Annotated in this window: 9 protein-coding genes; 4 read left to right on the top strand and 5 right to left on the bottom strand. The window is 64.2% G+C overall.

What is annotated here, in order from left to right; translation table 11 throughout:
* Positions 1–261: 261 nt before the first annotated feature.
* Positions 262–1,863 (top strand): DUF882 domain-containing protein, encoded by a 1,602-nt coding sequence (locus tag N2604_RS09375; RefSeq protein WP_260374450.1) that lies wholly within the window; start codon positions 262–264, stop codon positions 1,861–1,863.
* A 35-nt stretch (positions 1,864–1,898) separates the two neighbouring features.
* Here N2604_RS09375 and N2604_RS09370 read toward each other — a convergent pair whose 3' ends face one another.
* The 3 genes from N2604_RS09370 to N2604_RS09360 all read right to left on the bottom strand — a co-directional run bounded on the left by N2604_RS09370 (position 1,899) and on the right by N2604_RS09360 (position 4,555).
* On the bottom strand, positions 1,899–3,665 hold the full coding sequence (locus N2604_RS09370; protein ID WP_260374449.1) for an adenylate/guanylate cyclase domain-containing protein: 1,767 nt from the start codon (positions 3,663–3,665) through the stop codon (positions 1,899–1,901).
* Positions 3,666–3,781: 116 nt separating this feature from the next.
* The gene (locus N2604_RS09365; RefSeq protein ID WP_008546273.1) at positions 3,782–4,054 is read right to left on the bottom strand and encodes a DUF2312 domain-containing protein; all 273 of its coding nucleotides are present in this window, start codon (positions 4,052–4,054) and stop codon (positions 3,782–3,784) included.
* Positions 4,055–4,249: 195 nt separating this feature from the next.
* Positions 4,250–4,555 carry a DUF1244 domain-containing protein gene (locus N2604_RS09360; RefSeq protein WP_260374448.1) on the bottom strand — a complete coding sequence of 102 codons (306 nt, stop codon included), beginning with the start codon at positions 4,553–4,555 and terminating at the stop codon, positions 4,250–4,252.
* Between the two features lie 153 nt (positions 4,556–4,708).
* Between N2604_RS09360 and N2604_RS09355 the strand changes: the two genes are divergently transcribed.
* Together N2604_RS09355 and pyk are read left to right on the top strand one after the other, a co-directional pair.
* A complete protein-coding gene (locus N2604_RS09355) occupies positions 4,709–5,290 on the top strand; it encodes a DUF1036 domain-containing protein (RefSeq protein WP_260374447.1) in 582 nt (193 codons plus the stop codon).
* Positions 5,287–6,723, top strand: a complete 1,437-nt coding sequence (gene pyk / locus N2604_RS09350; RefSeq protein WP_260374446.1) for a pyruvate kinase — start codon at positions 5,287–5,289, stop codon at positions 6,721–6,723. The genes N2604_RS09355 and pyk overlap by 4 nt, the downstream gene beginning before the upstream one ends.
* Positions 6,724–6,862: 139 nt before the next feature.
* Here the strand turns inward: pyk and N2604_RS09345 are convergent, their stop codons facing one another.
* Both N2604_RS09345 and N2604_RS09340 read right to left on the bottom strand, forming a co-directional pair.
* On the bottom strand, positions 6,863–7,543 hold the full coding sequence (locus N2604_RS09345) for a TetR/AcrR family transcriptional regulator (RefSeq protein WP_025034128.1): 681 nt from the start codon (positions 7,541–7,543) through the stop codon (positions 6,863–6,865).
* A 324-nt stretch (positions 7,544–7,867) separates the two neighbouring features.
* Positions 7,868–9,103: a hypothetical protein gene (locus N2604_RS09340; RefSeq protein WP_260374445.1), complete on the bottom strand. Its 1,236-nt coding sequence runs from the start codon at positions 9,101–9,103 to the stop codon at positions 7,868–7,870.
* A gap of 1,038 nt (positions 9,104–10,141) precedes the next feature.
* Here N2604_RS09340 and N2604_RS09330 point away from each other — a divergent pair.
* Positions 10,142–11,785, top strand: a complete 1,644-nt coding sequence (locus N2604_RS09330) for a cadherin domain-containing protein (RefSeq protein WP_311739901.1) — start codon at positions 10,142–10,144, stop codon at positions 11,783–11,785.
* The last annotated feature ends 141 nt before the right edge of the window (positions 11,786–11,926 follow it).

Here is an 11,926-nt window from a genome sequence, read left to right as displayed (position 1 = left end):
CCTGGCTTACAGAAATTATCCAATGAAATCAGCGGCCTCATCCCTTTGGATGGGGCCGCTTGACGTTAACCATGCTGTGACCTGCCCTCGGGCGGCGGGCGTTTTTTTGCCACAGTCAACCGCTTAGGATCGCATTCTGACTTGGTTTGGGGGCGGGAAGGTCAACTTCAAATTAACCTTCTCGCTTTAAGAAAGCGTTCATCCTCTTTCGCGCTGCTAACGGGGTTGGCGGGAGAGTCCATTTGAACGCTCGTCGACTGGGTGGGCTCATACGTGCTGACTGGTCTCGCACGCCAATTTTCTGTGCTGTCGTTGTCCCATGCGGGCGTGAAGGCCGGATCCCGGATCGGCCTCGCGGCTGCATTGCTGCTTGCGGCCGCCGGTTCGGTTCATGACGCCGCCGCGCTGAACGAGACCAAGACGCTCTCCTTCCACCACACCCATTCCGGCGAAGACCTCACCGTCACCTTCAAGCGCGACGGCCGCTATGACGAAGCGGCGCTGAAGCAGCTCAACCACTTCCTGCGCGACTGGCGCACCCAGGACGAGACGGTGATGGACCGTCGCCTGTTCGACATCCTCTGGGAAGTCTATCGCGACGTCGACGGCAAGCAGCCGATCCAGATCATCTCCTCCTATCGCTCTCCCGCCACCAACGCAATGCTCCGCCGCCGCTCCTCCGGTGTGGCGCGCTTCAGCCAGCACATGCTGGGGCATGCGATGGATTTCTACATTCCCGGCGTGCCACTGGAGCAGATCCGCTTCGCCGGCCTGCGCCTGCAGCGCGGCGGCGTCGGATTCTACCCGACATCCGGCTCGCCCTTCGTGCACCTCGACACCGGCAGCATCCGGCACTGGCCGCGCATGACGCATGACCAGCTTGCGCGCGTGTTCCCGGACGGCAAGACGGTGCATCTGCCGACCGACGGCACGCCGCTCAAGGGCTATGAGCTCGCCAAGGCCGAGATCGAGCGGCGCGGCAGCGGCGACGATGCCGGCAGCAAACCGAATTTCTTCGCCGCGCTGTTCAGGGGCAAGTCGGCAGCTCCGGCCGCCAGCGACGAGGATGACGAGGGCGCGCCCGCCCCGGGCGCGAAGCCGGCGGCACCGACCGTCGTCGCAGCTGCCAAGCCCGCCGAGCCGGTGCCGACGCCGCGCGCCAAGCCGCAGATCGCCGCAACCCTCCAGCTCGCCTCGGCCGATGCGCAGATCGTCGCGCCGCCCAAGCCGAAGCCCGAGCCTGTGGCTGACAAGCCCGCTTCCGGCAAGCCGGAGACCCCGGCCGACATCATCAATGCGCGCGGCTTCTGGGATGACGTTCCGGCCACGCCGCAGCAGGCGACGCCGGCGCAGGTCGCAGCGCTGAAGGCGCGCCAGGCGCTGGCCGCGGCCACCGATCCGCAACCAACCGCGAGCGTATCCAACGCGGCCCTCCAAGCCCTGGCGTTCGCGCCGGCGGCCTCCCCGGTCGACCGCGCCACTGTCGTCGCCGCCTCCGCGCCGGTCCCGCGCACCGCCCGCCCCCGCAGCGTGGCTCAGGCGACGGAGATCAACACGGTGGTCGGCAAGAGCATCGACGGCAGGATCGCAACCGCGACCCGCCTCTCCGCGGCCAAGGGCGAGAGCATCTGGCTCAAGATCGTGATGCTGTCGCCGAGCGCCAGCCGCGCGATGTCGGTGACGCTGATGGGCGAGCTCGATACCGCGGCGCTGCGCGGCTATTTCGTCAAGCCGAAGGCCGTGATCGCGATGGGCTTCTCCGACGACCCGATGCAGGGCCTGTCCTGCGACAATTTCTCGGGCAGCGCGACCGCAAAGCTCGAGACGACGTCCTTCGTCTTGCGCACCGCCGCGCTGCGCTGAGGCGCAGAGCTGGTCGGTCCCCGCAGCGCGCCAGATCAAGCCGGCAGGCCTGCCCGGAGAAGGCCCGCCTCATAGCGCTGACGATCGAGCTGCTGCTTGTAATGCTGGGTAGCGAGATGATTGGCCACCGAAAATGCCGGCTCACGCTTGAGAACTTCGGCCGCGTGCGCGCCAGCCGCCACTGCATTGCCCATCTGCGCGAAGATCCCGGCAAGGAACGCATGATGGGTGTGATCGGGGCGTGAGATCCTCGAGAAGGCTTCGGCGGCTTCGGCGTATTTCTCGGCACAGTAATAGGCGCGCCCGAGATGGCTCCAGAAGCGTTCCGGGTGATACGGGTTGAGCCGCATCGCCTTCTTGATCCAGTCGATGCCCTCCTCCGGCCGCCCCAGCCAGGTCAGCAGTTCGCCCTGCTGCACCACCACGAGGTCATAGTTCGGGTTGAGCGCGAGCGCACGCTCCTGATGGTAAGTGGCCTTGTCGTGGTCGTCGCGGTTCAGATTGAGTGCCGCGAGGATGCGGTGGACGTCGCTGTCATTGTCGTCGAGGCCCAGCGCGATTTCCAGCTCTGCAGCCACCTGCTCAAAGGTAGCGTCGCGATCCGCGCACCAGTTATAGACCCAGGTCTGGCCGAGGACGCACGCCTTCCACGCGTGCGCGTGAGCATAGTTGCCGTCGAGTTCGAGCGCCCGATCGAGCAGAAGCTGCGCCCGCGCATTGTCTTCGCGATTGGAGCGATGGTGCAAGACCTTTGCGGCCAACACGCATTCATAGGCTGCCATGTTGTCCGTCGGCTTGCGGGTCGCCCGATCGTGCGTCGCGGCCTCGACACGGCCGGGCAACGTGGCGGCGATCGCCCGGGTCATCTCGTCCTGGATCGCGAAGATGTCTTTGAGCTCGCCGTCGTAACGCTCGGCCCAGATATGCCGGTCGGTCTCCGCATCGATCAGCTGCACGGTGACGCGGACGCGATCCCCGGCCTTTCGCACGCTTCCCTCGATGACGTAGTCGACACCGAATTCGCGGCCGACGTCCTGCACCTTGACCGACTTTCCCTTGTACACGAAGGTCGAGTTGCGCGAGATCACCAGCAGGTCGTGGAAGCGGGAAAGCTCCGTGATGATGTCCTCGGTCAAACCATCCGCAAAGAACTCCTGTTCCGGATCGCCGCTCATGTTGGCGAAGGGCAGCACGGCGATTGACGGCTTCTTCGACTTGCCAGTCGCCTTTGCGGCGGCCGTCGTGCCGGCTGGTGCGCTTGCCAGCCCATCCTCCAATCGAATCCGGTAGACGCGGATGGAACGCGCGATGTTCTTGACGTTCTGCTCGCCGATGTCCTCGAATGCGACGCCATCGAGACGCTGGCCCAGCTGGTCGCGCACCGCGCTGGAGATGCAGATGCCTCCAGGTTCGGCCAGCGCCTCCAACCGTGCCGCGACGTTGACACCGTCGCCGAAAATGTCGTTCTGATCGACGATCACGTCGCCCAGATTGATACCGATGCGGAATTGTATCCATCGCGGCGGCGGGACATCGGCGTTGCGGCGCCCCATCCGGCTCTGAATTTCAGCAGCGCACAACACTGCATCGACGACGCTATGGAATTCGACGAGCAGGCCGTCGCCTGTTGTCTTGATGATGCGGCCGTGGTTTTTGGCAATCGCCGGATCGATGAGCTCGATCCGGTGGGTCTTGAGACGCGCGAGCGTACCGCCCTCGTCGACCTCCATGAGACGACTAAAGCCGACCATGTCAGCGGCGAGGACCGCGGCGAGCCTGCGCTCTGGTCCAGGCACATCCATTGCTCGGTCCCTTCACCGAGCATTCTAGCAGACCAGCGGGTTTTGCCCAAGCGCGGGCCCCCGCAAATTGCGGCCCGGCGAGGTACTCTTACGGATGAGGCGCGGTCCTGTCGCCTTCAGATCATCCCCAGTGCCTGCATGTAGGTCTCGAGAATGGTCTCGGCCTCGGCGCGCTCGTTGGGGTCCTGCTTGCGCAGGCGCACGATGGTGCGCAGCGCCTTGACGTCGTAGCCGTTGCCCTTGCTCTCGGCATAGACGTCGCGGATGTCGTCGGAGATCGCCTTCTTCTCTTCCTCCAGCCGCTCGATGCGCTCGATGATGGATTTGAGCTGGTCCTTGGCAAATTTCGTCGCGGGCTCGTCGTCGCGGACGGCGGCGGAGGTGGCCATCTTGGTACTCCCAATGGAACTGGCAAAACGAGGTGACGCCGGCATCCCTCACCGCGCGTGCTGGGTAGACCCTTAGGGTCGGCGCTCCCAGCGTTCAAGCAAGCATCACGTTCGTCCACAGCGCGCCCACACCTTCCTGCGCCGGCGCACAGAAAGCTATTGTGTGGTGCGACTCAGGGCACCGCGATGGCTCGTTCAATGCCCGTGCGGATGGACCTTCTTCATCGCCTCGAGCTGCTCGGGCGAGGCCGTGCCCTGGTACTTCGCCTTCCAGGTCTCGTAGGGCATGCCGTAGACGGCCTCCCGGCTCTCGTCCTTGCTCAAGGCGACGCCCTGAGCGTCCGCGGCGTCCTTGAGCCAGTTGGAGAGGCAGTTGCGGCAGAAACCGGCCAGATTCATCAGGTCGATGTTCTGGATGTCGGTGCGGCTCCGCAGATGCTCCACCAGGCGCCGGAAAGCGGCCGCCTCGAGCTCCGTTCTGGTTTTGTCGTCGATTGCCATGGCTGTCTTCCCTCAAGGTCCGTTCGGGGCAGGGTTACGGGATCAGGTGGGTCTTGTCACAGATTTTGCCATATCGCAGCGCAAAGGGGCCACAGCCCGGCTGCCCCCGGCCCAACGCCAAATCGTCAATGATCTGGTATAGCTTCCGCGACAATGACGACCGAATCTCCCCGCTCCCCGCTTCGCCTGCTCGCCCGGTTGGTCCCGGTGCTGGCGGTCGCCCTGCTGTGCCTCTCCGCCAGCCCGGCTTCCGCCGATTTCCGCCTCTGCAACAACACGTCGAGCCGGGTCGGGATTGCGCTCGGCTACAAGGACGCCGAGGGCTGGACCACCGAGGGCTGGTGGAACATCTCGTCCCGCTCCTGCGAGACGTTGCTGCGGGGCACGCTGGTCGCCCGCTATTACTACATCTACGCCATCGACTACGACCGCGGCGGCGAATGGTCGGGCCAGGCCTTCATGTGCTCGCGCGACAAGGAGTTCACCATCCGCGGCACCGAGGATTGCCTGGCGCGCGGCTATGACCGCACCGGCTATTTCGAGGTCGACACCGGCGAGCAGCGGGCCTGGACGGTGCAGCTGACCGACGCCAACGAACAGCCGGCGCAGCAGCGCGTGCCTGGCCTGCCCGGCCCGGTGGGTCCGGGCGGCGTTCCGGGTTTGCCCAATGGCCCGCCCGGTGCTACGCCCCCGGGCTCGCCCGGCCTGCCACCCCCGTCTGGAAATAAGCCATGAGGCGCCTTCGCCGTATCAAGATTCTTGCGACCCTGGGACCGGCCTCTTCAGACCTCGCGATGATCCGCCGCCTGTTCGAGGCCGGCGCCGACCTGTTCCGCATCAACATGAGCCACACTCCGCATGACAAGATGCGGGAGCTGGTGGCGACGATCCGCAACGTCGAGAGCAGCTACGGCCGGCCGATCGGCATCCTGGTCGACCTGCAGGGCCCGAAACTGAGACTGGGCTCCTTTGCCGAGGGGGCGATCCAGCTCCAGAACGGCCAGGCCTTCACGCTGGATTCCGACAAGACGCCGGGCGATGCCACGCGCGTCCATCTCCCGCATCCGGAAATCCTGGCGGCGCTGCGGCCCGGCCATGCGCTGCTGCTCGACGACGGCAAGGTGCGGCTGATCGCGGAGGAGACCTCGAAGGAGCGTGCGGTGACGCGTGTCGTGGTCGGCGGCAAGATGAGCGACCGCAAGGGCGTCAGCCTGCCCGACACCGATTTGCCGGTCTCGGCGATGACGCCGAAGGACCGCGCCGACCTCGAGGCCGCCCTCGTCACCGGTGTCGACTGGATCGCGCTGTCCTTCGTGCAGCGCGCCGACGACGTGATCGAGGCCAAGAAGATGATCCGTGGCCGTGCCGCCGTGATGGCCAAGATCGAGAAGCCGCAGGCGATCGACCGCCTCGCCGACATCATCGAGGCTTCCGATGCGCTGATGGTGGCGCGCGGCGATCTCGGCGTCGAGCTGCCGCTGGAGCGGGTGCCGAGCCTGCAGAAGCAGATGACACGCATGGCGCGCCGCGCCGGCAAGCCGGTCGTGATCGCGACCCAGATGCTGGAATCGATGATCCAGTCGCCGGTGCCGACCCGCGCCGAAGTCTCCGACGTCGCCACCGCGGTCTATGAGGGCGCCGACGCCATCATGCTGTCGGCGGAATCGGCGGCCGGCAAATTCCCGGTCGAGGCGGTCTCGACCATGAACCGCATCGGCGAGGAGGTCGAGCGCGACCCGACCTACCGTTCCGTGATCATGGCCCAGCGCCCGGCGCCGGAATCCACCGCGGGCGATGCCATCGCCGACGCCGCGCGGCAGATCGCCGAGACGCTCGACCTGCCGGCCTTGATCTGCTGGACCTCATCGGGCTCGACCGCCGTGCGCGTGGCGCGCGAGCGGCCGAAGGCGCCGATCGTGGCGATCACGCCGAACATCACCGCGGGCCGCCGGCTCGCGGTCGCCTGGGGCGTGCATTGCGTGGTGGCGGAAGACGCGCGCGACCAGGACGACATGGTCAGCCGCGCCGGCCAGATCGCGTTCCGGGACGGATTCGTCCGCGCCGGCCAGCGCGTGATCATCGTCGCCGGCGTGCCGCTCGGCATTCCCGGCACCACCAACATGGTGCGCATCGCCTCGGTCGGCCCCGAGGGCGACGCGAACATGTAGGCCCGCCGGGGCCGCCAAACAAAAAGTCGAAAAACAACCCCATGCACAGTAGCCGGCCGCTCGGCCGGACCTTGCCGGGGTTTTGCGCAGGCAATGGCCTGCGCGCGATCAGGTCGCCAACCTCGCCCGCAGCGCGATTTTACGCGCCGACCAGCGCCTTGGTCGTCGGCAGCAGGGTCTGCTGGACCACGAGGCCGCGGGCGCGGGCGTCCATGACGCCGACCGCGCGCAGCGCCAGCAGCGTCACGGTCTGCACCGCATCGCGCATCTTGACGGGATCGTCGAGATTGTCGGGCGCGAGCGGGCCAACCAGCGCCTCGTGCAGTGCGCCGAGCAAGGCGGTGGCGGCGAGCGCGGTATCCTGCGCCGGCAGATGGCCGGCGCGCACCGCGGCATCGATCCGGCCAGCGATCTCGCCCGCGATCTCGCGCCGGCTGGCGAGGCGGGAGGCGCTGACATCGACATCGACAGGCTCGGCCAGGATGCCCCAGGCCAGCCGGCGCTGCGACAGCGTATGGACCGCCACGGTGGTGACGGCGGCCGCCAGCGCCGACGACGGCCCCGGGGCCGCATCGGCCGCCCGTCGGATCGCCGCAAGCTCGTCGCGGGAGACCTCGGCAATGAGCTCGGAGATCAGCTCGGCCTTGGAGGGGAAATAGCGATAGACGGTGCCGGCCGCGACATTGGCCCGGACCGCAACCGGCGCGATCTGCACCGCCGCCATCCCGCCTTCCGCCGCCGCCTCCCGCGCCGCCGCCAAAATCGCGCTGCGCCGCGCCGCAAGGCGCTTCACCACTTGATGCGTCCGCCGATAAACCATGGCGCGCTTCCTGTCCCACACGCCGGCCGCACGCCCTGCGGCCCGACGCTTCGTCACGCAAAAGATGCAAATCGCCCCGCAAGGACTGAACAACTATTCAGGCGGAATGACAAGATGGAAATGCGTGAAGCGTCATGGTGAGCGGACGGGGGCGCCGAAGCTCTGCCCGCAAAGCCGCACGCGGGAGCGGTGGCACCCACCGCACCATTCCGATCTACGCTAGTTTACGTCGAGAACACGCGGGAATCGCATTGACGCTCGCAAAACGCGAGAAATTCCCATGACTATTGTCGTCTGATCGCTTTTCGATGGCTGGCCGGATCTTTAACCGGCGCCATCGCACGCCGCCTCGCCGGAAATCCTCTTGTCCAGCAGAAGATTAAGCCTGTTCCGACCGAGGAAAATCGTTTCGTTGCGAACGGGAATGAGGCCAAGCAAAGGGCCGAGACGGGAGACGCCAACATCTCGGGCGCCCGGGATTTCAGTGACCGAGCCGTCGTCCTGGAGGGCATAAGCCGAGGCCGCGGTTAGGATGAAGACCGCCCTATATTCTGGTATCTCCGTGACCGCGCGGATTGGTTCCCGCGCAGCGTCGAATGGGAGGACGATCGGGATTGGTCCAGAGGATCCCAGTTCGACGAGGCCCGATCGCCGAATAGCTATCGTCTTGCCGATGCTTGGAGCAGAGAGGCGGGTATGGCTCAAGTGCAGCGGGGCTTCCCCGACAACGAATGACCGCCCCTGAACGATCGGTTTCCGCGATTCCCTGCTCAGGCGAACGGTGTACGTCTTCCTGTTTCCGTGTATTGAAACGCTCCCGTCCGCCTCAACGTTGACGCCACGCGCAAAGTCGAAGCGGTCAAGCGTCGCGACGTGAATTACTTCGCCATCATAGCGGACGACAGCAGACGAGTTCTGCGCGTTGACTACGAGCGCATCAAAAGCTGGGAGATCAAATACCCGGGAGGGGGCCCCGAGTGTCGCATGATCGGCAATGGGCAGCGGCGACAACGCGCCGGCGCGGTCCAGCAGATAGAGGCCAGTATGGTCACTGATCACGAAGCCCTTGAAGCGCGGAATGAACTCGACGGAGTTAGGATGCCGCAGTGGAGTGTCGCTCAAGCCGTACAGTTTTCTGAATAGCGATTGGCCGGGATCCATCGCGAAAATGCCGACCGCACTGTTTACCCCGATGACGCGGCCGCTTTCCGGATCGTGCGCAATCTGGTCAAGAATCGGGTTGGAGGGGAATTCGCCTCCGAACGGAACAAGGGCTCGGTTGTCGTCGATAGTCCAGACGCCGCCTCGATTATAGGCGTATATGACCGGCCTCGGCACGCCGGGGAGCATGATGACCTTGGAGACCATCCTCCAAGCGTCATTGAAATCCTTTTCAGTCGGGGTGCCGCCTCGAATCGGAACGAGACAGAATCTCGACGAAAGACGATCCGGTGCAGCCGCGAGACTGCTCGCGAGCGAACAGAACAGACAAGAAATGAGCAGCAGGCAACGCATGATCGCCATCGCGATGGGCCCAACCCGACGAAGCCGTTCCTTCACGAGGACTTACCTCTAACTTTTTGCAGCGCAATTGACATCCCGAGAGCTTTTTGGTCGGGACATTTGCTTTGATTGTGTCTCATTTGAGAAATGACAGCCATACATTTCATTCTGGCCCAGTCAGCTCCCCAGAGCCCATGATTCGGCGCTGGCGCATCAATGCATGATATCCTTGTGCCGAGGCGCGCAGGTCGCATCAGCCAGATCAATCTGAGTCACCATATCAAGTACATGGAAATCTGCGAACGGTCGCGCCGTTGCACGAAGTATTATTTGCAACCTTTCGGCGAATGCGCTAGTTCAAGGTAGTTTGAAATTTCAGTGCGCGAGCAAACAATGTGAATCCTCATAAAAGGTTCAGCGCACGGAACGACAACTCCATTACAGCTAAAGAGATTCTGCTCAGGTAGGCCTGCCCTGAAGTGACCTGCCGGTCGCGCGGTGCCTAGCTGTGACGCCAGTCAGTTCTCGTCGCGCAACTCGCAGGAGCTAGCCGAACTTGCGGAACTCAACCAGCTGATCAACGGAACGTTGGATCCAGCTGATGCGCAATATTGGCAGGGACAAACATCGGACTTTCAGAACAAGTATTATCTCGCGTACCAGTACCTCGTAGATGTGCAGACGCAGGCGGGCTCAGTGGCCAGTCCAAAGCCCGACGCCGATGCGTCTGCCTGGCTATGGTTGCGCGGGGCTGTCCAGATCAATCAAGGGGCGGGCGCCTTCTCCACATTCATTCGTGCGTACACAAAAGAGCAGTATCTCCTTCGCACCGGGAGCGAGGCAAGCGACGCCCTAATACAGCAGTCATCGGACGACATCGCTAAGAACGTGATTGCTGACGTGTTGGGTACCGGCAAAGTACCGACGATCACCCAACTGGGCCAGCGTGACGCGGGTGGCGTGGTCGGAACGCTTTATGGGGATTCGTCTGATTTTTCATCGTGGTCCGGCGCTCCCTTGTTCTTGTTCCTAGGTGCAGACTTTTTCAGCGGTCACATTCTGGATCAGAAGAACGGCACATATGACCCGCTCGCCTTGATCGAGAGTGCAAACGGCGGCGCCGGAAACGACATCTATATCGTCGATGACGCCGGTGACGTGGTGAACGAGAATGCCGACGAGGGGATGGACGAGATTCGCACCTCGCTGTCGAGCTATACGCTCGGCGCAAACGTCGAGAACGTGACGGCGACGACCTCGACGGCATTGACCGCGAGCGGCAACGCGCACGACAACGTCATCACGGGCAACAGCGGCAACGACGTCCTGTTCGGCGGAGACGGCAACGATACGCTATTGGGCGGGGCCGGTGACGACGTTCTGCAAGGCAACGCCGGTGACGACATCTTCGACGGCCAGGGCGGCCAGAACTGGATCACGACCGGCAGCGGGCAGGACACGCTGATCTTCAACGCCGCCAGCGGATATTTGCAGGTCGACGATTTCAGCGACGGTAACGACAAGCTCAACATGCGCGGCACCGGCATCACCTTGCAGAATGCCGCGCAGAACGTCACCCTGACCGAATATGCGGAAGGCGGCGTTCTGGTCGAGTTCGGAACGTCGCAGATCTGGTTCGAGAACGTCATGCCGGGCCAGATCACGTTCGACGGCGACTTCATCTTCGACACCTCAGGCGGCGGGGACAATCACGCCCCGACCAACGCGACCTTGAACGGTGGTTCGGTTGCCGAGAATGAGGCCAACGGCACTGTTGTCGGCACCGTGACGGGAATAGACCCCGACGCCGGGGCTGTGCTGAGCTATTCGCTCACGAACAATGCCGACGGTCGCTTTGCCATCAATGCTACGACCGGCGAGATCACGGTCGCGAACGCAGCGCTGCTCGATTACGAGGCTGCCACCTCGCACGATGTCACGGTTCGCATCGTGGATCAGGGCGGGCTGAGCTTCGACAAGATGTTCACGCTTTCAGTCACGGACGTCGCCGGCGTCACGCAGAACGGGACCTCCGCGGCCGATACGCTCACCGGCACCAACGAGGCCGACACGCTCAACGGGCTCGGCGGCAACGACACCCTGAACGGTCTTGGCGGCAACGACGTTCTGGATGGTGGCGCCGGCGACGACATCATGATCGGAGGAACCGGAAACGATATCTATATCGTCGATTCCGGCAATGACGTCGTCAGCGAGAGTGCCGATGAAGGTATCGACGAGGTCGAGACCTCGCTGTCGGCCTATACGCTCGGCAACAACGTCGAGAATCTCACCGGATCGAACAGCGGCGGCTTCACGGCGGCCGGCAACGCGCTCGACAACGTCATCACCGGCAGCAGCGGCAACGACGTTCTGTTCGGCGAGGATGGCAACGACACTCTGCTCGGCGGTGCCGGCGATGACGTCATGCAGGGCGGCGCCGGCAACGACACCTTCCAGGGACTGGGCGGCGTCAAGTGGATCACAACCGGCGACGGCGCCGACGTCCTGGTGTTCAATGCCGATAGCGGCGCCTTCCAGGTCGACGACTTCACTGACGGGAGCGACATGATCGACATGCGCGGCACCGGGGTCACGGCCCAGAACGCCGCGCAGAACGTTACTCTGACCGAATATGCGGAAGGCGGCGTGCTCGTCCAGTTCGGATCCTCGGAGATCTGGCTGGCGGACGTCATGCCGGGCCAAATCACGTTCGCGGACGACTTCATCCTGAGTTGATCCGGGTCACACGTGATGCATTCGGAGACACTGACCGAGGCCAAGCGCGTCCGCCGATAACCATGGCGCGCTTCCTGTCCCCCACGCCGGCCGCACGCCCTACGGCCGAGTATCGTCTTTCCTTCAAGAGCTTCAGGTCGA

It is taken from the genome of Bradyrhizobium sp. CB1015 (assembly GCF_025200925.1).
GTDB lineage: Bacteria > Pseudomonadota > Alphaproteobacteria > Rhizobiales > Xanthobacteraceae > Bradyrhizobium.
Note: the sequence above shows the minus strand (reverse complement) of the source record. Positions and strands in the feature narration are given on the sequence as shown.

Coding starts and splice junctions, on each gene's coding strand:
- N2604_RS09360 (WP_260374448.1), bottom strand. CDS start 4,555: ATGGCAATCGACGACAAAACCAGAACGGAGCTCGAGGCGGCCGCTTTC.
- N2604_RS09345 (WP_025034128.1), bottom strand. CDS start 7,543: ATGGTTTATCGGCGGACGCATCAAGTGGTGAAGCGCCTTGCGGCGCGG.
- N2604_RS09370 (WP_260374449.1), bottom strand. CDS start 3,665: ATGGATGTGCCTGGACCAGAGCGCAGGCTCGCCGCGGTCCTCGCCGCT.
- N2604_RS09365 (WP_008546273.1), bottom strand. CDS start 4,054: ATGGCCACCTCCGCCGCCGTCCGCGACGACGAGCCCGCGACGAAATTT.
- pyk (WP_260374446.1), top strand. CDS start 5,287: ATGAGGCGCCTTCGCCGTATCAAGATTCTTGCGACCCTGGGACCGGCC.
- N2604_RS09355 (WP_260374447.1), top strand. CDS start 4,709: ATGACGACCGAATCTCCCCGCTCCCCGCTTCGCCTGCTCGCCCGGTTG.